Origin of the sequence: Leucobacter salsicius M1-8, from assembly GCF_000350525.1 — a bacterium.
In the GTDB taxonomy this organism is placed as follows: domain Bacteria; phylum Actinomycetota; class Actinomycetes; order Actinomycetales; family Microbacteriaceae; genus Leucobacter; species Leucobacter salsicius.
Window position 1 is genome coordinate 217,472 of sequence record NZ_AOCN01000015.1, and the last position, 24,676, is coordinate 242,147.

Genomic DNA, 24,676 nt, shown 5'->3' on the forward strand with positions numbered 1-24,676 from the left:
CCTCGAAGGTCCCGTAACCACTACGGCATCCTCGAGGGCCACCTGCGTTTTGTTGGCCGGTGAGAGGGCCGCCTACGAGACGGTCGTGATTGCGGCGATGGGGTCGGTGGTCGGTGCACCGCTGGGCGATCCGCCAGCCGCCTCAACGGTCAGTGCGACCACGTCTCCGGGACGGAAGCCATCGAGCACCGCCGGCTCATCATCCGGCGCGAGCACGCCCACAGAGATGGGAGTTTCGCCCCTCACGAGCCACACCTCAACGTCTTTATCGTCCGCCAACTTCGGAAGCTGCTCAGCCACGAGTACGGCGCGATCGAGTTCGTCGGACCAGTGCAGTGTCGCGTTGCCGCCGCCAGAAACCTGAACGGTTTGCTCCTGGGCGTCGCTTGCCTGGGACACTTCGGTGAGGGCCACATTTGCGAGGCTCGGGCCTGGCCCGAAAAGCTGCGGCCCCAGTGTGACGGCAGTCAACACGGCCACCGACGCCGCAAGCGCGAACGCTCCTACCCAGAGGGCGCGCCGGCGTGCCCTCGGCGCACGAGACTTGTGGTCGACGGGCGCTGAGAGCGATGCAGACACTACGGGTGGAGCGAGCTCAGCAGCCGGTGAACCACCGGCGGGCTGCTGCGACATATTGCCGATCAGTTCGAGGAGATTGGCTCGCACGCTCGGGGCGGGGGTCGCGTTGGGCGAGGCGTCGCCAATGGTTGCGGCGGCCTCGAGATCCTCGTCGACGATGAGCTGCCACTCGGGGTGTGCCACGAGCGCGTGAGCGAAGGCGATCTCGTCCTCGGGGCTGAGCGCGTGCAGCGCGTGGCCAGCTGAGAGCTGCCGAAAATCTTGGAGATTCATGATGCTCCCTCCATGGTCACGCGCAGTCGAGACAGGCCGTCTCGCATGCGCGTCTTGATCGTTCCGAGCGGGGCGCCAAGCAACACTGCGATTTCTTGCTGGGTGTACCCGCCAAAGTAGGCCAGCATGAGTGGTTCACGTTGCACCTCGGGGAGGAGCTGAAGCGCTTCCGCAGCTTCGGTGCCGTCGACCAGCAGTTCGACGTGCTCTTCAACTGGAACCGGAGCTGCGTACAGCTCGCGGAGCCCGGCACGCATGTCGCGCCCCGCGCTGGCCTGGGCTGCACGCACCCTGTCAACAGATCGGCGATGCGCCATGGTCAAGACCCAGGTACGTGCGCTGCCTCGCTCGGGCGAATACGAGGTAGCCCGCTGCCAGACCTCAAGAAACACCTCTTGCAGCACTTCCTCACTCTGCGCATGGTCGACGAGCACACGCTTGATGAGGCCGAACGCTCTTGCCGACAGCATGTCGTAGAGCGACGCGAATGCCCGCTGGTCTCCCTCTGCCACCCTGACGAGGGCACCGTCGGCAGGGTCAACGCCTGTCCCGTCCTCGGGAATGTCGCAGCCGTCGATCACCATCTCCCTCAGCATGCCGTACTCACCCGCTTTCCGCGTCTTCTTGGCAGGAGTTTCTTACCCAAAGGTGAATGAATACACTTCCACCCCCGCGGGCACCTCGAGTTCGAGCAGTCCGGCTGTAGGCGATCCGGATCCCAGCAAGGAGTAGGAACGGGGAGTGCCTGAGACCTCGACGGTGCGAGCGCCAGAGTCGTCGCGCACTTTAAGCTGGCCCTCGCCCGCGACCACCACGCGCACCTCAGTGGCGCGGTAGCTCAGGCTGATTGTTGCAGAGCCTGCTGGCGCGGTCGGTGTCGCGAACTGGCTTTGGATATTCCACTCGCCCTTGAGCGCAAAGGTGTCTTCGGGCTGGGCCGAAGGGAGAGAGAAGCGCCGCTCACCCGCACCGTAGGCGCCGGGGCCGGCGAAGTTCACGTCCTTTGCGTAGCCGAGAAACGTCTCGCGGGTGGTTGAACCGACCTCGGGGGTCGTGTCCTTCGTGTCGGTGCTCGCTGGGAGCTTCGTGCCGGGGTTCGCGTCTTGCAACAGCTCGCGAATCATGCGCTCAGTGGCCTCGTAGTTGCCCTCGCCGAACGAGATGTGCCGCACGATGCCCTGAGCATCGATCAGGTAGTGCGCGGGCCAGTAGCGGTTGCGGTAGTTGGTCCAGGTAGAAAGCGAGTTGTCGAGCGCGACGGGGTACTCAATTCCGAACCCGCGGGCCGCGTCTGCGACGTTCTGCGCGTTCTTCTCGAATGGATACTCGGGGGAGTGGACGCCGATCACCTGGAGCCCGGCGTCGCGGTAGGCGCGATCCCACGCAACAACGTGGGGGATCGACCGCTGACAGTTGATGCACGAGTAGGCCCAGAAATCGATCAGCACGACTTGGCCGCGCAGCTCCGTGAGATCTACGGCTTCGCCGCCCGGGGTATTCAGCCACCCATCTATGCCGCGAATGCTGGGGGCGGTGCCACAGCTCTCAAGCTCGGTGGCACCGTTTGTGCACTGGTCGAGTTCACGGTTCTCGTCGGTGACGAGGCCGCCGAGATCGAGGGCCCGCTTGGCAGAATCGCTCGTGGCAAGATCCTGCTGCAGCCCCGCGGTGTAGTCGGGAATCAGTCGCTGGATCGCCTGTGGCACATTGAAAGCGAGGCCGACTGCGAGCGCGAGCAGCGCGATCGCGGCGGTGATCCGGATCCCGCGCTCGCGCTTGCGAAACGCGCGCAACCGCTCGGTGAGCCCGCGGCCAGCGAGCGCGAATGCGAGCAGCGGCAGCGCGACGCCGATGGCGAATGAGACGGTGAGCGTGATGGTGCCGACGCCAATCGAGCCGGTGGAGCCAGCCACGATGATGGCCGCGAGCACTGGCCCGGCGCAGGGCACGAAGACCGCGCCGAGGGCGAGCCCCATCCCAAATCCGTTGCCCTTCTCGTTGACCTTGCGGCGGGGTAACCATTGGAACGGGCGCTCCAGCAGCTGCTCGACGCGGGGAAACAACATGCCAACACCGATCGCGACGAGCACGGCGACGCCCGCCCAGCGGATCGCGTCCTGGGGCAACGAGAAGAATCCGAGCACGATCGACCCGACCAGGGTCACCGCGGTGAAACTCACCACCAGCCCCGCGATGACGAAGTAGGGGCGGCTGCGCGGAGCCGGAATGACCTCGGGGCTTTCTCCAATGCGGGCGGACTGCGCGCCCGCGGTCAGAAAAATGACCGGCAGCACCGGCAAAATGCACGGCGAAATGCCGGTAATGAGCCCGCCCAGCAGGCCGATGAGCACTGTATCCATGGTGCCTCCTCTTGTTGCGAGGTATTCGGAGCGGCAAGCGATTTGGATTGCCGGGATACCGTGCCAAAAAAATTTCTCAGAACATGCAATCCGATTTCGTGAGGGCTCCGAATGAGAGTTAAGCCGCGGGACACCGTGGTTCCACAATGAGGAGGACATCATGACTACCACCCGCAAGATGATCGGCGCGGCCTTCGCTTTGACGTTCGCAGGAGCAGTTGCGTTGACTGGCTGCTCGATGGATGCGCCCGCCGATGAGGGAACGAAGCAATCCCAGAATGATGCGGCAGCTGAATCAACGGCGCCCCAGGAAACGCCTGAGATGGACGGCGCCATGGCCGATCCTGCCGCAAACCTTGTCGGCTCGGGCTGCGCCGCCTACGCAGAGGCCGTGCCCACCGGTGACGGCTCGATCCAGGGCATGTCACAGGATCCCGTCGCGGTCGCCGCGTCGAATAACCCGATGCTCACGACGCTGGTCACGGCGGTGAGCGGCAAGCTGAACCCCGATGTGAACCTAGTCGACACCCTCAACGGCAGCGAGTTCACGGTGTTTGCGCCGGTAGACGATGCCTTTGCCAAGATTGATGCCGCAACCATCGACACACTGAAGACCGATAGCGACCTGCTGTCGAAGATCCTCACCTACCACGTGGTACCCGGCCAGATCGAGCCCGCTGACATCGCGGGCAGCCACGACACGGTCGAAGGCGCTGCGCTCGAGGTGACCGGATCGGGCGACAACCTGAAGGTCAATGGCGCGAACGTGGTGTGTGGCGGAGTGCAGACTGCAAACGCTGTGGTGTACCTCGTCGACACGGTACTGATGCCGCCGGCAGGCCAGTAGCGCAACAAGACTTGAGCCCCCCATCAAGCAGCCGAGGGCGGTGCACCATCTCAGGATGGTGCACCGCCCTCGGCTAGTTGTAGCTACTCCTTGCCTTGCGCCAGCTTGGACGGCCACCAAATCTTGCGCCCAATGTCGGTTGCGAGTGCGGGCACGAGCAGCGAGCGCACGATGAACGTGTCGAGCAGCACACCGAATGCGACGATGAACGCGATCTGCGCGAGGAACAGGATTGGAATCACGGCGAGGGCCGCAAACGTCGCCGCGAGTACCAGGCCGGCGGAGGTAATGACGCCACCGGTAATGGAGAGCCCGCGCGCAATGCCCTCGCGCGTGCCGTGTGCGATCGACTCTTCGCGCACTCGGGTCATCAAGAAAATGTTGTAGTCAATGCCGAGGGCGACGAGGAAGACGAAGCCGTACAGCGGCACGGCTGGGTCTGCACCGGGGAAGTCGAAGACGTGATTGAACACGAGCGCGGCTACGCCGAGCGCGGTACCGAACGACAGGACGGTCGTGGCAATCAGGATGATCGGGGCCAGAATCGACCGCAGCAGCACCATCAGAATCAGCAGGATCACGAGGAGCACCACGGGAATGATGAGCGTGCGGTCGTGGATCGAGGCGTCGTTCGTGTCGACAGCGGTCGCCGTCACTCCTCCCACGAGCGCGCTCGTGCCCGCGAGTTCGCTCCGGATCGAGCGCACCGTTTGCTCCGCCGCATCTGAGTCTGCGGCGTCAGTGAGGGTCGCCTGCAGCAGCACGTCTCCTCGCGACACCGTGGGTGCGGGGGCTGGGGTCCCAGGAGGTCCGAGCGGTTGCACGCCGTCGGCGGTGACCGGGGCGGTGCCGCTGGGGGAGTCGGTCGCAACGACGGTGACGCTGTCGACACCCTGGGTGTCGATGAGGGTTTGAGCTGCCCGCTGCAGATCGGCTTCGGGGGTGAGCACGTACACCGGGCTACCTGATCCGCCGGGGAAGTGCTCGCCGAGCGCCTTCTGGCCGTCGCGTGCCTCGCTCGCACCGAGCACCAGATCTGACTGCGGTACGCCCGACGCGTCGAGCTGGCTCGCACCAAACATGCCCAGGAGCAGCACGAGTGCCGTGACGATCCAGATCGGGCGCGGGCGCTCGCGAATGCGCTTGGCCAGGCGGGCCCATACGCCCCTGGGCATCCCGTGCTCTGCGGCCACGGCCTCGGGTTCGTAGTGGGGGCGCTTGGGCCAGAACGCCGCACGCCCAAACGCGAACAGGATCGCGGGCAGCAGCGTGAGTGCCGCGAGCATCGCGAACACGATGCCCACCGAGGCGACGGGGCCGAGTGAGCTGTTGGATTTGAGATCTGACAACAGCAGGCACAGCAGGCCCGCGATGACCGTACCGCCAGAGGCGAGGATCGGCTCGAATGAGCCACGAATGGCCTGTTTCGTTGCGGTACCGCGATCCTGCGTGATGCGTAGCTGCTCACGGAAACGAGAGACATAGAGCAGCGAGTAGTCGGTGGCGGCACCGATCACCAGAATGAAGAGAATGCCCTGGGTCTGGCCTGAGAGCATGAAGAGCCCCCACTTCGCGAGCCACCAGTTGACGAGTAGTGCAACCGTGAGTGCCATGAGGCTCGTGGTGAGGACCGCTACCGGAAGCAACAGGGAGCGGTAGACCACGATCAGAATGATGAAGACCGCGAGCAGGGCGACGCCCAGCAGAATTCCGTCAATGCCCGAGAACCCGTTCACGAGGTCGGCGGTGAAGCCAGCGGGGCCGGTGACATACACCTGCACGCCGTCGGGGGCGGCCGCGCGTAGCTCGTCACCGATGGCGGTGGTAGCCTCGCGAATCGTGTCCTTGCCCTCGATAGGCACGAACGCCTGCGCCGCCTTGCCGTCCTCAGAGGGAATCAGGGGTGAGATATCGGTCGAGACGTTGGGCACCGACTGAGGCAGTGCGGCAACCGTGTCGGACAGCCGCGTGAGCTGCTCGGGCGTGAGCTTCTCGTCGCCCGTGATGACGACGACCGCGGGGATCGCTTCGGAATCGCGAAAGTCCGAGAGCCGTTCTTGCACCTGGGTAGCGTCGGCTGAGCTCGGTAGGTAAGCGGTCTGGTCGTTTGACGACACCTCGCTGATCTTGCCGAAGTAGGGGCCGCCCACGCTCCCCGCACCCACCCACAGGAGTATGAGTAGGGCAGGAATCAGTATACGGGCCCAGCGCCGACGTCTTGAGTTCGCGTGTTGTGGTGCAGCCTGAGCGGTTGCGGGATCCGGATTCATGACACCCTCCGATTTGTCTAGCCAGGTTAATTAATATCCAACAGTTTATATATTCTGTCGGCTAATATAGCACCATGGCCCAGCATGATCCAGCGCCGGAAGGCGCACCGGGGCTCTACGACGTCGAAGCTAATGACCCGCAGAGCCGCCTCATCGATCGATCCCACATCGATGCCGATTCGATGCGGCAAATTGGTGGCATTATGGCTGCACTGGGAGCACTCCGGGCGGCCGAGGACCGCCTCTCGGAGGCTTCCCTCGCTTACATGAAGCTGGGCCGCACCGACATGCGGGCGCTCCACTTTCTGATTGTGAAGTCCAACACTGGCGAAGTGGTGACCCCGGGGGCGCTGGCCGCTCACCTCAAGATTTCAACAGCCTCAACGACGAAGCTTCTGGACCGCCTGGAGCGGGGCGGGCATGTCACGCGCGCGATTCACCCCCGTGACCGCCGTGCATTTGCGATCGAGATCACACCCGAGACACACGAAGCCGCAATGCAGACCGTCGGACGCCAGCAGGCGAAGCGGTTTCAGGCTGCGGCACGACTCACCGCGGACGAGCGCGAAGTGGTCACCCGATTCCTGTCCGATATGGCGAACGAACTCGACATTTCACAGGAGCCCTGGGCGACCGGCGCGCACTGACCGTATGCAGTAGGGAGAGGAGCACCATGAACATCGTCATCGCAGGAGGTTCGGGCCTCATTGGTACCGCACTTACGGCAGCGTTGCGCGAACGCGGCGACGAAGTCGTGCATCTCGTGCGGCGGGCAGCTACCGCCCCAAACGAGGTGAGCTGGGTCCCCGCCACGGGGCGCCTCGACCCTGGCGCACTCAGCGGCGTCGACGCCGTCATCTCGCTCGGCGGCGCCAGCGTCGGCAGGCTCCCCTGGACCCCCCGCTATCGCGACGAACTGTGGCGGTCGCGCATCGACGCGACGCGCACGATTGTCGACGCACTGCACGCGCTCGCTGCCCGCGGGGAAGCGGTTCCCGCGCTGCTGTCTGCCTCCGCGAGTGGCTTCTATGGCTCGGTGCCGGGCGCGCGGCTCACGGAGCAATCCACCGGGGGCGACACCTTCCTTGCGCGGCTCTGCGCGGAATGGGAGGCCGAGGCGCTCCGTGCCAGTGACGTGACGGGCGTCGCCCTGCTGCGCACCTCACCCATTTTGCACCCCGAGGGCGTCTTGCGCCCCATGATCCGGCTCACGCGACTAGGTCTGGGCGGCCCACTCGGCAGTGGAAAGCAGGTGTGGCCGTGGATCTCGCTCGAGGACGAGGTGCGCGCGATCCTGCACATTCTGGACCGCCGGATCACGGGGCCCGTGAACCTCGCCGGCCCGGTTCTTGCCACGAACGCAGAAATCGGGCGAGAGCTGGCACGGGCGCTGCACCGCCCCTTCTGGGTTCCCGCGCCTGCGTTTGCGCTGCGGCCGGTGCTGAGCAGGGACGCCACCGATTCGCTGCTGCTCGCCGACGCAAACGTCGAGCCCGCAGTGCTCACGCGTACGGGATTCACGTTCAGCCATGAGACGGCACGAGACGCGATTCGGGCGAGCATTTCGTGAGCGACGCTGCACCGCACTCCACGGTCGTGTGTTTTCGCGATGACCTGCGCATCGCGGACCATCCGGCGCTCGCCGCAGCGGCCGAGCAAGGCCCGGTAATCTGCCTGTTCGTGCTCGACGAGGTCTCTTCAGGAGTGCGGCCACTCGGTGGTGCGGCGAAGTGGTGGCTGCACCACTCGCTGACTGAGCTGGCTGCCGCCCTCGAGCAGCTCGGTGTGCCACTCGTTCTGCGTCGCGGCGCCGCTCAAGACATTGTGCCGCAGGTCGTGGCAGAATCCCGGGCGACGCAGGTGGTCTGGAATCGTCGCTACGGCGGTGCCGAGCGTGACATCGATGCGCGTCTCAAAGCGTCGCTGCGTGCCACGGGCGTGGCCGCTCACTCGTACCGGGGTGGCCTGCTGCACGAACCGTGGACCATCGCCACGGAGTCGGGCACTCCCTACCGGGTGTACTCGGCGTTCTGGCGGCAGCTGCTGCGGCTCCCCTCTCCCGTCGCCCCGGCAGCCGCCCCACAGGTGCTCGTTCGCAGCGATCGCACCCCTGCGAACGACGCGCTTGCAGCGTGGGGCCTACTGCCCGAGGGGCCGGACTGGGCAGGTGGGCTGCGTGCGCGCTGGACACCGGGTGAGGCGCACGCGCATGCACGTCTCGCAGCGTTCTTGGCTGGGCCCGCTGAGTTCTACGATGCCGCGCGCGACCAGCTTGGGGTGCAGGGCACCTCAGAGCTGTCCCCGCACCTGCGCTGGGGCGAGATCTCCCCGCGGCAGGTGTGGCATGCGGCCATCGACTCGGGGCAGCCGGTGGGCAGCTTCCTGTCGGAGATCGGGTGGCGAGAGTTCGCGTGGCACACGCTGTACCACCACCCCGACCTGCACCTGGAGAGCCTTGATGGTCGGTTTGATCCCCACGCCTGGGCTTTGCGACCTGAAAGCGAGCACGCTGCGCTGCTCACCGCCTGGCAGCGCGGGGAAACCGGGTTCACGGTGGTGGACGCGGGCATGCGGGAGCTGTGGCATTCGGGAACCATGCACAATCGCGCCCGCATGATCACGGCGTCGCTGCTCACCAAGAATCTGGGAATCGACTGGCGCGAGGGGGAAGCCTGGTTCTGGGACACCCTCGTCGACGCGGATCAGGCCAGTAACCCATTCAACTGGCAATGGGTCGCCGGATGCGGTCTCGACGCGGCGCCGTACTTTCGCATCTTCAACCCCGAGCTGCAGGCAAAGAAGTTTGACGCGAACGGGGAGTACCAGCGAACGTGGGCAACTGATGCGATGGCCACCCCGCCGATCGTGGACCTGCGTGCCAGTCGCATCGATGCGCTCGCGCGCTTTGACGCGGTGAAAGCGGCGACCCGCCCTCAGTGCTAGGACCTCGACGGCACCCCTCGGGAGCCGGTGCGCAAAAGCAGCTGGGCGACAAAAACAAAATCACCCGGTGAGAAATTCTCACCGGGTGATTTTCATACTGTGCGCCCGAAGGGATTCGAACCCCTGGCCTTCTGATCCGTAGTCAGACGCTCTATCCAGCTGAGCTACGGGCGCCCTGTTGTGCTTGCCATTGGCTTGCCAACTCGTTAAACATTACACGAGGGTTTCAAGAAAGGAAATTCAGCACCCCAAAATCGTGTTGCCCGGGCGGGTCGTCAGATCGCGGTAGTCTAAGGCGTGACCGAAATGACCTCGCAGAACGACCTTGCCCGCGCAGAATCACTGATCCTTGAGATCCCCGATTACCCGAGCGATGGGATCGTGTTTCGTGACATCACCCCGCTCATTGCCGATGGTGAGGCGCTGCGGGCCACGGTCGACGCGATGATCAAGCCGTTCGAGGGCACCTTCGACGTGGTCGCCGGGCTTGAAGCCCGCGGCTTCCTGTTCGCGAGCGCGGCCGCCTACGCGAGTGGGGCCGGCCTGATGCCGATCCGGAAAGCGGGCAAGCTGCCCCGTCCGGTCGTAAAGGTTGAGTACTCGCTGGAATACGGCAGCGCAGTGATCGAGGCCCACGGCGACTTCGCGCCGGGCACCCGCGTGTTGATTCTCGACGATGTGCTCGCCACGGGCGGCACTCTCGTCGCGGCCCATGACCTAATGAACCAGCTCGGCTACGAGATTGCGGGGACCGCCGTACTGTTCGAGATCGAGGAGCTAGGCGGTCGCGAAGCACTGGGCGGGCGCGAACTGCACACGGTGTTCTCGAACTAAACCCGCCGCGAAGTGGGCAAATCCGAAAGTCACGAGAGAATAGACCACATGAGCAACGCGACGAGTGCATTCTTTGCTGCCCGAGACCAGCTGCTAAGCCTGGCTGGCGATCCGGATCGCGCCCGCCGTGAGTTCGTCTGGCCCGAGCCCGGCGACAGCTTCAACTGGGCACACGACGTGTTCGACGAGATCGCGCGCGACAACGACACGACCGCGCTGTGGATCTCGGAGCGTGGCGGGGCCGACACCAAGCGCAGCTTCGAAGCTATGCGCCGCCGCTCGGACCAGGTAGCCAACTGGCTGCGCGGCCTTGGCATGCGCAAGGGCGAGGTCGCAATGCTGATGCTCGACAATCAGGTCGAGCTGTGGGAGATCATGCTCGCCGCGATGAAGCTCGGCGTCGTGATCCTGCCGACCTCGGTCGTGCTGGGCGCCGCGGAACTGACAGACCGTGTCGCGCGCGGCAGCGTCAAGTGGGTCTTCGCCGGCCCGAATGACGCCGTGAAGTTTGCGAGCGTGCCCGGCAAGTACCGCGGCATTGGGGTCGATCTCGACAGCGGCAGCCAGGATCAGCGCGCCATGCTCTTCAACTGGGATCGCTATGAGGAGTCACGTGCGGCTTCAGAGGCGCTGATTCCCAAGCGCACCGCGAGCGGCGACGCCGCGATCATTTACTTCACGTCGGGCACGACGAGCCTGCCCAAGATCGTCGAACACTCGCACGTCAGTTACCCGCTCGGGCACCTGAGCACGCTCGCGTGGCTCGGCATTCGCCCCGGCGACACCCACCTCGTCATCAGCGCGCCCGGCTGGGGCAAGCATGCGTGGTCGAGCTTTTTCGGCCCGTGGCACGTGGGGGCGACGATCTTCGTCGCGAACTCGCCCCGTTTCGACCCCGAATACCTGGTCGCCGAACTCGATCGCGCCGAGGTCGCCACGTTCTGTGCGCCGCCCACTGTGTGGCGCATGCTGATTCAGCACGAACTCACCACGAAGCCCCGCGCATTGCGCGAGGTCGTCTCGGCGGGGGAGCCGCTCAACCCCGAGGTCATCGCCCGCATCAAGGACTGGTGGGGCCTCGAGATTCGCGACGGCTACGGCCAGACCGAAACCACGGCACTCATCGGCAACATGCCGGGTGACCCGGTCGTGCCCGGAGCCATGGGCCTGCCGCTGCCCGGCGTCAAGATCGCGCTCGTCGACCCGCTCACGGGGGAAGAAACGGATGAAGGCGAGATCTGCCTGCCGCTGGGTGCTGACGATGCGGGTACTGCGCGATCCGGATCGCGCCCCGTGAATCTGATGACCGCGTACATCGGCAACGAAGCGGCCACGGCCCACGCCACCGAGGGCGGATACTTTCACACGGGCGACGTCGCCGTGCGCGGCGAGGGCGGCGTACTCACGTTCGTCGGCCGCACCGATGACATTTTCAAGTCGAGCGATTTCAAGGTGTCACCGTTCGAAGTGGAGAGCGCGCTCATCGAGCATGAGTTCGTGGCTGAGGCTGCCGTTGTGGGTGCCCCCGATGACACGAAGCTGAACATCACGAAGGCGTATGTCGCGCTGGCGGCAGGCGTGCCGGCCGATGCCGACACCGCGCGAGCAATTCTGGCGCACGCGCGGGTGGCCATGCCCGCCTACATGAGGGTGCGGCGCGTGGAGTTCTTTGAGCTGCCGAAGACGGCATCGGGCAAGATCCGCCGCGTCGAGCTGCGCCAGCGCGAAGTTGACGCGCACGCGGCGGGCGAACGCGTCGAGGGCGAGTGGCGCGAAAGTGACTTTTCCGGCCTGAAGGGCTAGCGCGTCGACGGAGCCGCTCGCAGCGGCTCCGTCACATGGCGACACATGTCGTCACACGATGACACCTAGTTTGAGGGTGCTCGCGGGCCGCCGATAGCTTCAAGCTATGACACAGATCGAGACCACCACCGCCGGTAGCCTGCCGCGCTCGCAGGCACTTCTTGAAGCGAACGCGGCACGCGAATTTGAGGCCGACGGCTTCACCTTCAAGTCGACGCCCGAGTTCGAGGGCCTCGTCGCCGAGGCCGTGCGCGATGTTGTAGCGCGCCAGCGTGACCTGGGCATCACGCAGCCGGGCGATGGTGAGTACGGTCACGCTATGTCGAACTCGGTCGACTACGCGGCATGGTGGAGCTACACGTTCCAGCGCACCGCTGGCCTCTCGCTCACGGGTGGCGACATCTTTACCGCGCCGGTTCAGCGCTCGGAGCCGGGCAACATTCGCCTCACGTCATTCCCCGACCGTCGCGACTGGACCGCGTTCGCCGCCGCGTACCAGGACACCGACAACCCCATCAGCACCGGCTCACCCGCCACAGCATTCCCGGCGACCACCGGTCCGCTCAGCTTCGTTGGGCAAGAGGCCATCGCGAGCGACGTGCGCAACCTGAAGGCTGCCCTGCAGCCCGGTGAGCAGGGCTTCCTCACCTCGCTCGCACCCGGCTGTGGTGCGCGCATCGAGAACGAGTACTACAAGACCGAGCAGGAACACATCGACGCGTGGGTTGAGGTGCAGCGCGAGGAGTTCAAAGCGATCACCGATGCTGGGCTGATCGTGCAGATCGACGATCCTTCGCTCGCTGAGAACTGGGATCAGATCAACCCCGAGCCCTCGATCGAAGACTACGTTGCGTTCACGCAGCTGCGCATCGACGCGATCAACGAGGCCATTAAGGGCCTGCCCAAGGAACTCGTGCGCCTGCACCTGTGCTGGGGTTCGTGGCACGGCCCGCACTCAACTGACATCGAGCTCAAGCACATTCTCAAGACCGTGCTGAGCGCCAACGTCGGACAGATCTCGTTCGAGGCCGCCAATGCGCGCCACGAGCACGAGTGGACCGTTTGGGAGGAGAACAAGAACCTCATTCCTGATGATCTGATTCTCGTGCCCGGCGTGATCGGTCATTCGACCAACCTCATCGAGCACCCCGAGCTCGTCGCGCAGCGCATCGAGCGCTACGCCAAGGTCGTTGGCCCCGAGCGTGTCATCGCGGCCACCGACTGTGGCCTCGGCGGCCGCGTGCACGAGCAGATTGCCTGGGCAAAGCTCGCCTCGCTCGGCGAGGGCGCGCGCATCGCTGGTGCTCGTATCTAACGCACGTTGAGCACGCACGAGGGCTTCTGGCCGGGATCACTTCCGCTCAGAGGCCCTCGTGCATTTATTCGTAGGGTGTCTTGCCTCGCCCTGCGAGGTGCGGTTTTGCGGGTGCTGCCGGTGAGGTTGGGCTCGCGAGGTTGGGCTCGCAAGGTTGGACTCGCGAGGTGGGGCCAAGAGCGGGGATTATGGGCGCCTATTACCCCCGCGGTTGGCCCCAGCGAGGGATGAGGTCGCGCGTGGCGACGATCTATCCGACTCAGGCGCGAAGATGCGAGCGATTGCGGCACTGGTTGCTGACACAGTTCGACACGAATGCGTGACAGCTGTGGCTCGTTGGATAGCGTGGCCATATGACCACGATTCAGACGACCACCGCCGGTAGCCTGCCCCGCACAGATGCACTCATCGAGGCGAACGCCGCGCGCACCTTCGAAGACGACGGGTTCACCCTCGTCTCGACCCCCGAACACACGGCTCTCGTTGACGCCGCCGTGCGCGAAGTGGTGCAGCAGCAGCTCGAAGCTGGTATCACGCAGCCGGGCGACGGCGAGTTTGGCAAGGCCATGTCGAGCGCGGTCGACTACGGCGCGTGGTGGGGATACTCGTTCCAGCGCGTCTCGGGTCTCGCGCTGACAGACCGCAACACGTTCACCGATGAGCCGAAGGTGTCGACGCCCGGCAACATTCAGCTCACTTCGTTCTCTGACCGGCGCGACCGCAAGCGGTTCGCAGACATGTACGCGAACCCTGAGTGGGGCATGCACCAGAGCAAGTGGTCGACCCGCATGCCGAGCACTACGGGGGAATTGAGCTACCTCGGGCACGATGCAGTTAACGCCGATATCGCGAGCCTGACCGGCTCCCTCGCGGCCGGCCAGCAGGGCTTCATTACCTCGATCGCACCGGGCTCAGCGGCACGCGTGCCGAACGAGTTCTACGCGTCTGAAGCGGAGCACCTTTTCGCGTGGAGTGACGCGCTGCGCCCCGAGTACCAAGCGATCACCGATGCAGGCCTCATTGTGCAGATCGATGACCCATCGCTCTGCGAAAGCTGGGACCAGATCAACCCCGAGCCCTCGGTGAGTGACTACCTCGACTTCATCCAGCTGCGCGTTGACGCGATCAACAAGGCCGTCGAAGGCCTGCCCCGCGACCTCGTGCGACTGCACCTGTGCTGGGGTTCGTGGCATGGCCCGCACTCCACCGACATTGAGCTCAAGGAGATTCTGAAGACCGTGCTCAGCGTCAACGCCGGGCAGATTTCGTTCGAGGCCGCCAACTCGCGCCACGAGCACGAGTGGCGCGTATGGGCCGAAAACCAGCACCTGATCGCTGACGACCTCGTGCTGGTGCCCGGCGTCGTGTCGCACGCGACCAACCTCATCGAGCACCCCGAGCTCGTAGCCGACCGCATTGAGCGCTTCGCGCAGATCGTCGGCCCGGAGCGCGTGATCGCCTCGACCGACTGCGGCCTCGGTGGACGGGTACACCCGGATATCGCTTGGGCGAAGCTCGAGGCGCTGGGCGAGGGAGCGCGCCGCGCTGCTGCGCGGGTCTAGTCGTCTAGCGAGTTTCTGTTCGTAGGGGTCGCTGAGAGGCGGCCCCTACTGCTTTGTGGCCTTACTGTTCTGGAGCGTCGCGGTTCGTGAGCTCACTGCGTAGTGCCGCGACCTCGTCGCGCAGAGCGCGAACGTCTCCCCGGGTGGCTGCCGGATCTGAGTCGTCGGCCCGGTGTGCGCCGCGCTCGAGCACCCAGGAAGCAAGCGTGGCGGTAATAATGCCGGCCAGCGCCAAACCGCCGAACATCACGATGACACCGACGACGCGGCCTGTCATCGTGACCGGTGTGAAATCACCGAACCCTGTTGTTGTTGCCGTCACGCACGCCCACCACACGGCGTCGCCAAAGCTCACGATCGTGGCGCCGGCGGCTCGGCGTTCAGCGTCGAGCACCTGCAGTGATGCCACGTAGATGAGAATTGCAGTAGACCCGACCCCGAACACTAGAATCCGGGTTCGCAGGGCGGCCGCCTTTGTGAGGTGCAATCCGGGAATCCTGGTAAAGACGCGGAGTACAAGTACGACGCGCAACACGGGAATGAGCGTGAAAGCGATATCGCCGAGATGCGTGCGGAACCACCGCCACCGGTGCCCTTTTGCGAGGCGAAGCTTGGCAATATAGTCGATGGCAAACATGCACCAGGTGACGAGAATCACAATGTCGGCGGTAAGGGCGGCTGCGCCTGAGGCATCGGTGATGACTCGCCACGAGTAGGCAATAATGAAGGCGATTGAGGCGCTCAACAGGTAGGGTCCAGTGCGCCGTCGCCAGGTTGTCTCGTCCATTCACCCATCTTCTCAGGCGCTCATCGCAGATGCGGAAGAGTCGGCGCCGCCAATGCGTGAGTTTGATTGCACCTAATCCCCGTGCCGGAGCAGGGCGTAGCACCGTGCTACGCGATCCCGCCACCAGGTGTCGCGATCCGGATCTGCCCGATACTGCGCAAGGAGTTCGGCATCGAGAGCGGGCCGCCGCACCGCGATCGCCCCGCCCACCGGCACGAGCGAGTCGCGCGTGACATCGCCGTCGAGCAGCGCGACGGTGCCGAGCCCGCACGCGCCCGCGAGCTTTCCAACGGGAAGTGCGGCCGCGAGCTGTACGCCCATCGCGATGCCGACGGAGGTGTCGAGCGCGCTCGAGATCACGACGGGGAGGCCCGCCTGCTCGACGAGGGCGAGCGCGCGGCGCACGCCGCCGAGCGGCTGGGCCTTGATGATGAGCAGGTCCGCTGCTCCGGATCGCGCGACCTCGAGCGGATCACTCGCCTTGCGCACGCTCTCGTCGGCGGCGATGCGCACCGTGCCCGAGAGACTGGCGCGCACTTCGGCGAGCTCGGCCACCGTGGCACACGGCTGTTCGGCGTAGTCGATGTCGAACGCGGTGAGCGCCGTGAGCGCGGTGACGGCTTCGTCGACGGTCCAGCCGCAGTTTGCGTCGACCCGCACGAGCGCGGCGGGGCCCATCGCTTCGCGCACGGCGCGCACGCGTGCGATGTCGTCGGCGAGCGTCTGCCCGCGTTCGGCGACCTTCACCTTGGCGGTCGTACAACCCGGAAAACGGGCGAGAATCGCGGGGACCTCGGCCGCTGCGACGGCTGGCACGGTCGCGTTGACCTCGATTCTGTCTCGCCGTGCGGGCGGCTGAGCATTCCAGCCGAAGTCGAGGGCCGCGGCGAGCCACGTGGCAGCCTCCCGGTCGTCATACTCGGGAAACGGGGAGAACTCGGTGGGTCCTTCCGGGCCGTCGATGATGACGGCCTCGCGCACGCTGATGCCGCGAAACCGAGTGCGGGTGGGGATCGCGACGACGCGCGCGCGGTCGAGCACCTCTGCGAGCGGAGGGAGACCTGCAGCGAATTCACTCATGCTTTGATCTTGCCACTCCTGGTGGGTGGACGCTGGATACTGTGACTCGCTTCGCTCGCGCAGCATGACGGTGGAGGGTGACACCTACTCGGCACCGGACTACGCTGGCGACATGAGCACGCGCGCCGACACCATGGAGTTTCTCACCGATCAACTCAGCGCGCTGCCCGGCATCCGCACCCGCAAGATGTTCGGCGAATATTGCCTGTACTACGACGAGAAGCCCGTCGCGTTTATCTGCGACGATGAGCTGTTTGTGAAGCCGACCGAACCCGGCCGCGAATACCTCGGCACCCCCGACGAGGCCCCGGCCTACCCCGGATCCAAGATGTACTTTCGGGTCAGCGGCGATCGTTGGGAGGACCGCGAGTGGCTCGCTGCACTCATTGACCTCACGGCGGCCGCGCTCCCGGCGCCCAAGCCGAAGACTCCCAAGAAGTCGAAAACTCCGAAGAATTCGGAGCAATAGGCACCTAAAGGCCTGATGAAGCCTAGCCTCACCTTGCTTGCGCCACGGTTGATGCGGGGCGATAATCAGAGGCATGAACGTCGAAGCGCCTACTGAAACCCAGCACGAGAACGAGCCGCACAACAACCGGATCGGGCAGAAGCTGAACTGGCTGCGGGCTGGCGTACTCGGCGCCAACGACGGCATCGTATCGACGGCCGGCGTCGTCATCGGCGTCGCCGCGGCCACCCCCGGCAACGTGTTCGCCATCGCGACCGCAGGCCTGGCTGCGCTGGTCGCCGGCGCGTTCTCGATGGCGGGCGGCGAATACGTTTCGGTGAGCACGCAGCGCGACACCGAGCGTGCCATGATCGAACGCGAAAAGCGGGAGCTGCTCGAGCAGCCCGAGGAGGAGCTGCTGGAGCTCGCGGGCTTTTACGAGCAGCGGGGCCTCTCGCCGCACCTTGCGCTCGAGGTCGCGCAGGAGCTGACTGAACACGACGCGCTCGCCGCCCACGCCGAGATCGAGCTGGGTATCGACCCGAACGAATTCACGAGCCCCTGGGCGGCCGCGATCTCATCATTTGTCGCGTTCACCGCGGGCGCGCTGATTCCGCTGATCATGATCCTGCTGCCGCTCGGCGCCCACTCTGTTTGGATCGCGGCCGTTGCGGTCGTCGTGGGGCTGCTGTTCACCGGCTGGATCAGTGCGGCGCTCGGCCAAGCTCCGCGGCTCCCCGCGATCCTGCGCAATGTGCTCATGGGCTCGGCGACCATGGCCGCGACCTACGGCGTCGGTCTGCTATTCGGCGTGGCCGTCGGCTAGCGACGCGCTATCCGGATCGCCCAGCCCCGTTCGCCCCGGCGAGCGGGGCTTCGTGCGGCCGCGGGGCCTAGGCTTAGGGCATGACCCAGCAGGTATCTGAGATCTTCGACCCGGCCGTGTGGGAAGTCGCCCCCGGCGCCGCAAATTACACCGACATCACGGCGCACCTGAGCCTCGACGGGCGCATCGCCCGAGTCGCGTTCAACCGGCCCGAGGTGCGCAACGCGTTTCGGCCGCACACCGTCGACGAGCTCTTTGACGCGCTCGAGCGGGTGCGTGTGAACCCGCACGTGGGTGTCGTGCTGCTCACGGGCAACGGCCCGTCGGCGAAGGATGGCGGCTGGGCGTTCTGTTCGGGTGGAGACCAGCGCATTCGCGGGCGCGATGGGTACAAGTACTCGGATTCCGAGACCGTGGTGGGAGCCGAGGGGCTGGCCCGCGCCGGGCGGCTACACATTCTTGAGGTGCAGCGCCTGATCCGGTTCATGCCGAAGGTTGTGATCGCGCTGGTGCCCGGTTGGGCCGCGGGCGGCGGGCACTCACTCAATGTGGTGTGCGACCTCACGATTGCCTCGCGCGAGCACGCGATGTTCAAGCAGACCGATGCCGACGTTGGGTCGTTTGATGCCGGTTACGGCAGCGCCTACTTTGCGCGCCAGGTGGGACAGAAGAACGCCCGCGAGGTCTTTTTCCTCGCCGAGACGTATGACGCCGAGCGGGCGCGCGAGATGGGCGCCGTGAACCGGGTCGTGCCGCATGCCGAGCTCGAGACCACCGGCATTGAGTGGGCGCGCACGATCCTCGGCAAGTCGCCGACCGCGATCCGCATGCTGAAGTACGCGATGAACGCCGTCGACGACGGGATCGTGGGCCAGCAGTTGTTCGCGGGCGAAACGACCCGCCTCGCCTACGGCACCGACGAAGCCGTCGAAGGGCGCGACTCGTTCCTCGAGAAGCGCGACCCCGACTGGGGTCCGTTCCCGTACTACTACTAAGTCAACGCAAAGAGTTTCCGAACGGGCGGAACGACTAGCGCGCACCCGCCTTTTTGGCGCGGCGCAGCTCGTGCAGAATCGGTTCGGTGTAGCCCGAGGGCTGCGAGGCGCCCTTCACGATGAGGCGACGGGCAGCCTCGAACGCGACGCCGGGCGACTGCCCGTCGGCCCCGAGCAGCGCCTCATAGCCAGAATCGCCTGCGTTCTGGCGGTCGACGACCGCGCTCAACCGCCGCAGCGCCTCGTCGACCTGGGCCTCGCTGATGACGCCGTGCGCGAGCCAGTTCGCGAGCAGCTGGGCCGAGATGCGCAGGGTTGCGCGATCCTCCATCAGCCCGACGTCGTCGATATCGGGCACCTTGGAACAGCCGATGCCCTGGTCGATCCAGCGCACCACGTAGCCGAGGATTGACTGCGCGTTACCGGCCAGCTCACGCTCGACCACCTCGGGAGTGAGGTCGCCCGGGCTCGCGAGCGGCAGCTCGAGCAGTTCGGCGAGGCTGGCCGCGTCCGCCGCCGCGTCGAACGCGGGAATCGCGGCGCGCGCCGCGAACGCGTCGACCTGGTGGTAGTGGGTCGCGTGCAGCGTCGCGGCGGTGGGTGACGGCACCCAGGCCGTCGAGGCTCCCGTGCGCACGTGGCCGATCTTCTGCTCTAGTAGGTCGTGCATGAGATCGGGGGCCGCCCACATGCCCTTCCCGATCTGGGCGTGCCCGGTGAGCCCGCAACTGGCGCCAATTGCGACGTTGCGAGCCTCGTACGCGCTCAGCCACGGGCGGGTACGCACCGCAGCCTTGGGCAGGAACGGGCCCGCCTGCATCGACGTGTGAATCTCGTCGCCGGTGCGGTCGAGAAACCCGGTGTTGATGAACACCACGCGCTCGGGCACCGCGGCGATGCACGCCGCGAGGTTGACCGAGGTGCGGCGCTCCTCGTCCATAATGCCGACCTTCAGCGTCAGAGCCGGCAGCCCGAGCAGCTGCTCGACGCGGGCAAACAGCTCGGCCGTGAAGGCTACCTCGTCGGGGCCGTGCATCTTGGGCTTCACGATGTAGACGGAGGGGGTGCGCGAGTTCGCAAGCTCACCGCGCAGGTCGTCGAGCGAACCGAGTGCCGTCATGATCGCGTCGACGATTCCCTCGGGGGCCCACTCACCGGCGGCATCAATGATCGAGTCGCCGGTCATCAGGTGGCCCACGTTGCGCACGAACAACACCGAACGCCCGGGCAGTGTGAGCGTGCCGCCCGCGGCAGCGGTGTACTCGCGGTCGGGGTGCATGCGGCGCGTAAAGGTCGTGCCTGCCTTCGAGATCTCCTCGGTGAGCGTGCCGGCCATGAGCCCGCGCCAGTTGCGGTAGCCGAGCGCCTTGTCCTCGGCGTCCACGGCCGCGACCGAGTCCTCGAGGTCCATGATCGTGGTGAGTGCAGACTCGAGCACGATGTCCTGCACCCCCGCCGCATCGCTCGCACCGATCTGGCCGCCCGCATCGATGACGATCTCGAGGTGCAGGCCGTGGTGCACGAGCAGAATCTTCTCGGGCGCCGTGGCGCTGCCGGTGTATCCGGCGAACGCGGCCCCGTCGGCGAGGTGGGCTGACTGGCCACCGATCAGGACGACGCGCAGTTGCCCGTCGGCGACGGTGTATCCCGCGGCGTCGGCGTGACTCGCGGGCTGGCCGCCGTCGGTCACGAGGGGCGCCGCAGTGTCGAGCAGTTGCCGCCCGCGCGCGATCACCTCGGCACCGCGCGCCGGGTTGTACGCCGCCCCGGGCGCAAGATCGCCCTCCCGTGGCACCGCATCGGTGCCATAGAGCGCGTCGTAGTACGACCCCCAGCGCGCATTCACGGCATTGAGCGCGAACCGGGCATTGAGAATCGGCACGACCAGCTGTGGCCCGGCCTGCTCGGCAACCTCCGCCGCGACGTTCTCAGTCGATACCGACACCGCAGTGGGCGCGGGTACGAGGTAGCCAATGCGCGTCAGAAACTCGCGATACTGCGCCGGATCAGGCTGGCCCGGGTGCTCACGATGGTAAGCGTCGATCTGCGACTGCAGTTCGTCACGCACCAGTAGTAGCTCGGCATTGCGCGGTGCAAAGTCGTCGAGGATCTCGCCGACTCCACACCAGAAAGCGGTTGCATCGAGGCCGTGCGCAGCGAGGCTTTCTTCGGCGAACTCGGCGATGGGCTTCGCGACAGACAAATTGGCGCGGTCAACGTAAGCGGTCATGCGGGGCTCCTATGCGCAGCAAAAGTATTGGGCTAATGCCTTCACGATAGGGTGGGCCTCGCGTTTGTGAAGCGCGAATTTCGCATGGTGGAATTGTGCGGAGTGGTCGGCGTGTTGCGAGGAGGCACCACAGCATGGATTCAGCACCAGAGCGCGTACCCGCCTCTGGCGGGGTGCAGTCGGTGTCGCGCGCATTCGGGCTGCTCGAGGCGCTCGCCGATGCACACGAGCCACTGGCGCTTGCCGACGTTGCGGCCACCGCAGGGCTGCCCGTGCCGACCGCGCACCGGCTACTGCGTACCCTGCATGACCTCGGCTACGTGCGACAGCTCGAGAGCCGGGAGTACGCGCTGGGTGCGGGCCTCATTGGCTTGGGGGAGCGTGCGCGGCCGGCGTTGGCGGAGCGGGCCGCGCCCGTGCTCGTGCGACTCGAGGAAGTTGCGGGGGAGACCGCGAATCTCGCGACCCTCGACGGCGATCTCGTGAGCTACATTGCACAGGTGCCGTCACGGCACCGCATGCGCATGTTCACCGAAGTGGGGCGGCGTGTGCTGCCGCACGCGAGTGGGGTGGGTAAGGCGATGATGTCGCTGCTGCCCGAGGGGCGGGTGCGCGCCCTCGTCGCACGCACGGGGCTGCCACGGTACACCGCGACCACTCACACAACCGTCGACGATCTGCTGCAGGATCTGGCGGATACCCGCCGGCGGGGGTTCGCGATCGACGACGGTGAGCAAGAAGTAGGGGTGCGGTGCATCGCCGTGGCTGTGCCGGGCCACAATGTACCCGCAGCGGTGTCCATCTCTGGGCCCAGCGTGCGCATGACCGATGAGGTCGTGCGGACTGCGGTTGCCGAGCTTATCCGAGCGGCCAAGGGGCTCCAAGGCGGTTTGAGGACCCAAGCGATACCCTAGAGGGGTGACTTCTCCCCACGGGCTTCGCATCATTCCCGTCTCTGATCGTGCTTGGCTCATGGCTGCCCTCGGCGATGCACTCGCCGGCGGCGCTCCGATCCTGCCGGTGAACGACGCGCACACTGACGACTCCACAGCCGATGACACCGGGCCCAGCGCCGACCTTCCCGGCGGCACCGCGGTCGTAATCCGCACCTCGGGGTCAAGTGGTGTGCCCAAATCCGTCGCGCTTTCCGCGGCCGCCCTGCGTGCGAGCGCCGAGGCGACTCACGAACGCCTCGGGGGGCCCGGTCAGTGGCTCGTCGCGCTGCCCGCCCAGCTGATCTCGGGCCTCCAGATGCTTGTGCGCAGCGCAGTGGCCGGCACGTCTCCCGTGTTCTTTGATGGACCCTTCGTGCCCGAGGCGCTGCTCGAAACTGCCGAGGCCATGACGCACGAGCGCCGCTACATTTCGCTCGTGCCGGTGCAGCTGGCGCGCGTGCTCGACCTTGCTGAACGTGACGAAGACGCGGCAGAAGTGTTTCGTCGGTTCGACGCGGTACTCGTTGGCGGGCAAGCCGTGACGCTTGAGCTGCGACGCCGCGCCCACGCCCTCGGCGTCGCCCTCAAGCGCAGCTACGGCATGAGCGAGACCGCCGGCGGATGCGTCTACGACGGCGTCGAGATCGGCGACACGCTCGTGCGCATCCGCGGTGGCGAGGTGCAGCTCGCGGGCCCCGCGCTCGCGCTCGGCTACGTCGGCGACGACAACCTTACGAACGAACACTTCATCACCGAGCCCTCGGGCGAGCGGTGGTACCGCACGGGCGACGCGGGTGAACTGCTCGGCGGCATGCTGACCGTCACTGGACGTCTCGATCGTGTCATCATCTCGGGTGGCATCAACGTCTCGCTCGACGAGGTCGAGCGGATCGTGCGCGCGTTGCCAGGGTGGGGCGAAGCGGTCGCGCTCGGAGTTCCGGATCGCGACTGGGGCGAGCGAGTACACCTCGTGCGCGCCATCTCCGCCAACTCAAACACGACCAATGCGCACGAGGCCGGCGCGGAAGCTGCTGGGGTCGCGACCGCGAGCTTCGCGGAGGCGGGGGAGAGGATCCGGGCGGCGCTCGGTGTTGCCGCTGTACCCGTGGGCGAAAGCACTGTGGACGCGATCCCGCGGCTTGCCGGAGAGAAGCCTGACCTCGTGGCACTCGCAGCGCGCTGCGGCCTAGGCGCCCCTGAGTCCACTCCAGCCGTACCCACATCACAGATCAACCACACAAAGGAGCAGGCGTGAGTCACCCGAAGGATCGACGTAACTCGGGTAACCCCGCAGTGCGGGCCGCGGCCGAACACCTTGTCGAAGCCGGCATGGCACCCACGATCACCTGGCGCAACTGGGTCGGTGGGGCGCGGCTGCGCACCTTGCCGCTCGCGATTGCACCGATCGCGGCAGGATCCGGCATCGCCGTCATGCTGCGGGGGTTCTCGTGGCCCCTGACGCTCCTGGCCCTCGCCGTCGCCGTGTTTCTGCAGATCGGCGTGAACTACGCCAACGACTACTCCGACGGTATTCGTGGCACCGACGAGCATCGAGTGGGGCCCGCGCGTCTGACCGGATCGGGGCTCGTGAATCCCAAGAAGGTGCTGGCGCTCGCGCTGACCTTCTTCGCGCTGGCAGCGGTCTCGGGTCTCATTGCCGTCGTGCTGAGCGGCCGCTGGTGGTTCCTGGCGCTCGGTGTGCTCGCCATCGTGGCGGCCTGGTTCTACACCGGGGGCAAGCGCCCGTATGGCTACGCCGGGCTCGGCGAGGTGATGGTGTTCATCTTCTTCGGCCTCGTCGCGACGGTCGGCACTGTCTACTTGCAGACCGATATTCAGGCGCAGGAGGTGTGGTTCGCGGGCGCCGGAGTGGGGCTCTTTGCCGTCGCCGTGCTCGTGATCAACAACGTGCGCGACATCGATACCGACATTCTGGCGGGCAAGCGCACGCTCGCCGTGCGCATGGGCGACCGCGCGTCACGCATCCTGTTCGTGGTGTGCGTGCTGCTGCCGTTCGCGGTGCCCGGCATCTACGTGATGGTCTACCCGGCCATGATCTTCGTCTGGCTCGTGCTGTTCATCGCGGTGCCGTGCGCGATCATCGCGCTCACCGCGAAGACGCCCAAGGAGCTCGTTCTCGTGCTGCAGCTGACCAGCCTGGCGGCACTCGCCTACGGCGTGATGCTCGGAATCGGCTTTGGGATGGCGGGTGGCCTGACCGCGTAGCCGATGGCGGCCGAGCTAGCCGCGCGGCGCGGCGTCGGAGTCGACGGCGCCTTCGTCGAGCGCTGAGTCCTCTTCGATGTCGTCTTCGGTGCGGTCGCGGTTGCGCCAGTCGACGATGCTCTGTGCGGCCTCGGCGCGCGGGCGCGACAGGAAGATCACCGACAGGGAGAGACTAATCAGTGCCGCCAGCACAGCGGCGACACCGCCCGAGAGCGCTAGTGAGAACTGCAGCTGCAGTCCGAGCCAGTAGATGATGCCAAAGGGCACCACAAAAAACAGCAGACGCAACGACACATACTTGATCCAGGCAGAACGGCTCGATTTCACCCGTCCGAGTTTACCCGCGCCGCCTGAGCAACTGCG

22 protein-coding genes and 1 tRNA gene are annotated in these 24,676 nt (G+C 66.0%); 14 read left to right on the plus strand and 9 right to left on the minus strand.

Going from position 1 to position 24,676, the window contains the following annotated elements:
* Positions 1-72: 72 nt before the first annotated feature.
* From C795_RS0106150 to C795_RS0106160, 3 genes are read right to left on the minus strand one after another with little or no spacing between them, the layout of a single operon-like run.
* Complete coding sequence (locus C795_RS0106150; RefSeq protein WP_017792881.1) at positions 73-852, minus strand: anti-sigma factor; 780 nt, start codon at positions 850-852, stop codon at positions 73-75.
* On the minus strand, positions 849-1,448 hold the full coding sequence (locus C795_RS0106155; protein WP_026139490.1) for a sigma-70 family RNA polymerase sigma factor: 600 nt from the start codon (positions 1,446-1,448) through the stop codon (positions 849-851). The genes C795_RS0106150 and C795_RS0106155 overlap by 4 nt, the downstream gene beginning before the upstream one ends.
* A gap of 42 nt (positions 1,449-1,490) precedes the next feature.
* Positions 1,491-3,212 carry a cytochrome c biogenesis protein DipZ gene (locus C795_RS0106160; protein ID WP_017792883.1) on the minus strand — a complete coding sequence of 574 codons (1,722 nt, stop codon included), beginning with the start codon at positions 3,210-3,212 and terminating at the stop codon, positions 1,491-1,493.
* A 160-nt stretch (positions 3,213-3,372) separates the two neighbouring features.
* Between C795_RS0106160 and C795_RS0106165 the strand changes: the two genes are divergently transcribed.
* Positions 3,373-4,059, plus strand: a complete 687-nt coding sequence (locus C795_RS0106165; RefSeq protein WP_017792884.1) for a fasciclin domain-containing protein — start codon at positions 3,373-3,375, stop codon at positions 4,057-4,059.
* A gap of 83 nt (positions 4,060-4,142) precedes the next feature.
* Here the strand turns inward: C795_RS0106165 and C795_RS15370 are convergent, their stop codons facing one another.
* On the minus strand, positions 4,143-6,329 hold the full coding sequence (locus C795_RS15370; protein WP_051053766.1) for an MMPL family transporter: 2,187 nt from the start codon (positions 6,327-6,329) through the stop codon (positions 4,143-4,145).
* A gap of 74 nt (positions 6,330-6,403) precedes the next feature.
* Here C795_RS15370 and C795_RS0106175 point away from each other — a divergent pair, with 74 nt between their 5' ends.
* Genes C795_RS0106175 through C795_RS0106185 form a run of 3 tightly spaced genes read left to right on the plus strand, consistent with a single transcriptional unit; the run spans position 6,404 to position 9,272 of the window.
* Positions 6,404-6,976 (plus strand): MarR family winged helix-turn-helix transcriptional regulator, encoded by a 573-nt coding sequence (locus C795_RS0106175; RefSeq protein ID WP_017792886.1) that lies wholly within the window; start codon positions 6,404-6,406, stop codon positions 6,974-6,976.
* Between the two features lie 26 nt (positions 6,977-7,002).
* Positions 7,003-7,899: a TIGR01777 family oxidoreductase gene (locus tag C795_RS0106180; RefSeq protein ID WP_017792887.1), complete on the plus strand. Its 897-nt coding sequence runs from the start codon at positions 7,003-7,005 to the stop codon at positions 7,897-7,899.
* Positions 7,896-9,272: a cryptochrome/photolyase family protein gene (locus C795_RS0106185; protein WP_017792888.1), complete on the plus strand. Its 1,377-nt coding sequence runs from the start codon at positions 7,896-7,898 to the stop codon at positions 9,270-9,272. The genes C795_RS0106180 and C795_RS0106185 overlap by 4 nt, the downstream gene beginning before the upstream one ends.
* Before the next feature lie 100 nt (positions 9,273-9,372).
* Here the strand turns inward: C795_RS0106185 and C795_RS0106190 are convergent.
* Positions 9,373-9,446 (minus strand) — tRNA-Arg (locus C795_RS0106190).
* A 132-nt stretch (positions 9,447-9,578) separates the two neighbouring features.
* Between C795_RS0106190 and C795_RS0106195 the strand changes: the two genes are divergently transcribed.
* The 4 genes from C795_RS0106195 (at position 9,579) to C795_RS0106210 (ending at position 14,786) form a co-directional block, all read left to right on the plus strand.
* Positions 9,579-10,106, plus strand: a complete 528-nt coding sequence (locus C795_RS0106195; protein ID WP_017792889.1) for an adenine phosphoribosyltransferase — start codon at positions 9,579-9,581, stop codon at positions 10,104-10,106.
* A 48-nt stretch (positions 10,107-10,154) separates the two neighbouring features.
* The gene (locus tag C795_RS0106200; protein WP_017792890.1) at positions 10,155-11,909 is read left to right on the plus strand and encodes an AMP-binding protein; all 1,755 of its coding nucleotides are present in this window, start codon (positions 10,155-10,157) and stop codon (positions 11,907-11,909) included.
* Positions 11,910-12,015: 106 nt separating this feature from the next.
* Positions 12,016-13,224 carry a cobalamin-independent methionine synthase II family protein gene (locus C795_RS0106205; protein ID WP_017792891.1) on the plus strand — a complete coding sequence of 403 codons (1,209 nt, stop codon included), beginning with the start codon at positions 12,016-12,018 and terminating at the stop codon, positions 13,222-13,224.
* Between the two features lie 353 nt (positions 13,225-13,577).
* Positions 13,578-14,786 (plus strand): cobalamin-independent methionine synthase II family protein, encoded by a 1,209-nt coding sequence (locus tag C795_RS0106210; protein ID WP_017792892.1) that lies wholly within the window; start codon positions 13,578-13,580, stop codon positions 14,784-14,786.
* Between the two features lie 61 nt (positions 14,787-14,847).
* Here C795_RS0106210 and C795_RS0106215 read toward each other — a convergent pair whose 3' ends face one another.
* Together C795_RS0106215 and C795_RS0106220 are read right to left on the minus strand one after the other, a co-directional pair.
* On the minus strand, positions 14,848-15,573 hold the full coding sequence (locus C795_RS0106215; RefSeq protein WP_017792893.1) for a potassium channel family protein: 726 nt from the start codon (positions 15,571-15,573) through the stop codon (positions 14,848-14,850).
* Between the two features lie 72 nt (positions 15,574-15,645).
* Positions 15,646-16,653, minus strand: a complete 1,008-nt coding sequence (locus C795_RS0106220; protein WP_017792894.1) for an o-succinylbenzoate synthase — start codon at positions 16,651-16,653, stop codon at positions 15,646-15,648.
* A gap of 112 nt (positions 16,654-16,765) precedes the next feature.
* Here C795_RS0106220 and C795_RS0106225 point away from each other — a divergent pair, with 112 nt between their 5' ends.
* The 3 genes from C795_RS0106225 (at position 16,766) to C795_RS0106235 (ending at position 18,922) form a co-directional block, all read left to right on the plus strand.
* The gene (locus C795_RS0106225) at positions 16,766-17,122 is read left to right on the plus strand and encodes a TfoX/Sxy family protein (RefSeq protein ID WP_026139491.1); all 357 of its coding nucleotides are present in this window, start codon (positions 16,766-16,768) and stop codon (positions 17,120-17,122) included.
* Between the two features lie 73 nt (positions 17,123-17,195).
* Positions 17,196-17,927 (plus strand): VIT1/CCC1 transporter family protein, encoded by a 732-nt coding sequence (locus C795_RS0106230; RefSeq protein ID WP_017792896.1) that lies wholly within the window; start codon positions 17,196-17,198, stop codon positions 17,925-17,927.
* An 80-nt stretch (positions 17,928-18,007) separates the two neighbouring features.
* The gene (locus tag C795_RS0106235; protein WP_017792897.1) at positions 18,008-18,922 is read left to right on the plus strand and encodes a 1,4-dihydroxy-2-naphthoyl-CoA synthase; all 915 of its coding nucleotides are present in this window, start codon (positions 18,008-18,010) and stop codon (positions 18,920-18,922) included.
* A gap of 34 nt (positions 18,923-18,956) precedes the next feature.
* On the opposite strand, the gene C795_RS0106240 is transcribed toward C795_RS0106235, so the two are convergent.
* Positions 18,957-21,152 (minus strand): malate synthase G, encoded by a 2,196-nt coding sequence (locus C795_RS0106240; RefSeq protein WP_017792898.1) that lies wholly within the window; start codon positions 21,150-21,152, stop codon positions 18,957-18,959.
* Between the two features lie 134 nt (positions 21,153-21,286).
* Here C795_RS0106240 and C795_RS0106245 point away from each other — a divergent pair, with 134 nt between their 5' ends.
* Genes C795_RS0106245 through C795_RS0106255 form a run of 3 tightly spaced genes read left to right on the plus strand, consistent with a single transcriptional unit; the run spans position 21,287 to position 24,313 of the window.
* On the plus strand, positions 21,287-22,066 hold the full coding sequence (locus tag C795_RS0106245) for an IclR family transcriptional regulator (protein WP_017792899.1): 780 nt from the start codon (positions 21,287-21,289) through the stop codon (positions 22,064-22,066).
* Between the two features lie 4 nt (positions 22,067-22,070).
* Positions 22,071-23,342 (plus strand): AMP-binding protein, encoded by a 1,272-nt coding sequence (locus C795_RS15375; RefSeq protein WP_017792900.1) that lies wholly within the window; start codon positions 22,071-22,073, stop codon positions 23,340-23,342.
* Positions 23,339-24,313, plus strand: a complete 975-nt coding sequence (locus C795_RS0106255; RefSeq protein WP_017792901.1) for a 1,4-dihydroxy-2-naphthoate polyprenyltransferase — start codon at positions 23,339-23,341, stop codon at positions 24,311-24,313. The genes C795_RS15375 and C795_RS0106255 overlap by 4 nt, the downstream gene beginning before the upstream one ends.
* 15 nt (positions 24,314-24,328) lie before the next feature.
* On the opposite strand, the gene C795_RS0106260 is transcribed toward C795_RS0106255, so the two are convergent.
* Positions 24,329-24,640: a DUF4229 domain-containing protein gene (locus tag C795_RS0106260; protein ID WP_033349207.1), complete on the minus strand. Its 312-nt coding sequence runs from the start codon at positions 24,638-24,640 to the stop codon at positions 24,329-24,331.
* Positions 24,641-24,676 lie beyond the last annotated feature (36 nt).

What these genes read in the sequence shown, in the direction of transcription:
- C795_RS0106150 (WP_017792881.1), bottom strand. Translation starts at nt 852, where the DNA reads ATGAATCTCCAAGATTTTCGGCAGCTCTCAGCTGGCCACGCGCTGCAC.
- C795_RS0106155 (WP_026139490.1), bottom strand. Translation starts at nt 1,448, where the DNA reads ATGCTGAGGGAGATGGTGATCGACGGCTGCGACATTCCCGAGGACGGG.
- C795_RS0106160 (WP_017792883.1), bottom strand. Translation starts at nt 3,212, where the DNA reads ATGGATACAGTGCTCATCGGCCTGCTGGGCGGGCTCATTACCGGCATT.
- C795_RS0106165 (WP_017792884.1), top strand. Translation starts at nt 3,373, where the DNA reads ATGACTACCACCCGCAAGATGATCGGCGCGGCCTTCGCTTTGACGTTC.
- C795_RS15370 (WP_051053766.1), bottom strand. Translation starts at nt 6,329, where the DNA reads ATGAATCCGGATCCCGCAACCGCTCAGGCTGCACCACAACACGCGAAC.
- C795_RS0106175 (WP_017792886.1), top strand. Translation starts at nt 6,404, where the DNA reads ATGGCCCAGCATGATCCAGCGCCGGAAGGCGCACCGGGGCTCTACGAC.
- C795_RS0106180 (WP_017792887.1), top strand. Translation starts at nt 7,003, where the DNA reads ATGAACATCGTCATCGCAGGAGGTTCGGGCCTCATTGGTACCGCACTT.
- C795_RS0106195 (WP_017792889.1), top strand. Translation starts at nt 9,579, where the DNA reads ATGACCTCGCAGAACGACCTTGCCCGCGCAGAATCACTGATCCTTGAG.
- C795_RS0106200 (WP_017792890.1), top strand. Translation starts at nt 10,155, where the DNA reads ATGAGCAACGCGACGAGTGCATTCTTTGCTGCCCGAGACCAGCTGCTA.
- C795_RS0106205 (WP_017792891.1), top strand. Translation starts at nt 12,016, where the DNA reads ATGACACAGATCGAGACCACCACCGCCGGTAGCCTGCCGCGCTCGCAG.
- C795_RS0106210 (WP_017792892.1), top strand. Translation starts at nt 13,578, where the DNA reads ATGACCACGATTCAGACGACCACCGCCGGTAGCCTGCCCCGCACAGAT.
- C795_RS0106215 (WP_017792893.1), bottom strand. Translation starts at nt 15,573, where the DNA reads ATGGACGAGACAACCTGGCGACGGCGCACTGGACCCTACCTGTTGAGC.
- C795_RS0106220 (WP_017792894.1), bottom strand. Translation starts at nt 16,653, where the DNA reads ATGAGTGAATTCGCTGCAGGTCTCCCTCCGCTCGCAGAGGTGCTCGAC.
- C795_RS0106225 (WP_026139491.1), top strand. Translation starts at nt 16,766, where the DNA reads ATGAGCACGCGCGCCGACACCATGGAGTTTCTCACCGATCAACTCAGC.
- C795_RS0106230 (WP_017792896.1), top strand. Translation starts at nt 17,196, where the DNA reads ATGAACGTCGAAGCGCCTACTGAAACCCAGCACGAGAACGAGCCGCAC.
- C795_RS0106235 (WP_017792897.1), top strand. Translation starts at nt 18,008, where the DNA reads ATGACCCAGCAGGTATCTGAGATCTTCGACCCGGCCGTGTGGGAAGTC.
- C795_RS0106240 (WP_017792898.1), bottom strand. Translation starts at nt 21,152, where the DNA reads ATGACCGCTTACGTTGACCGCGCCAATTTGTCTGTCGCGAAGCCCATC.
- C795_RS0106245 (WP_017792899.1), top strand. Translation starts at nt 21,287, where the DNA reads ATGGATTCAGCACCAGAGCGCGTACCCGCCTCTGGCGGGGTGCAGTCG.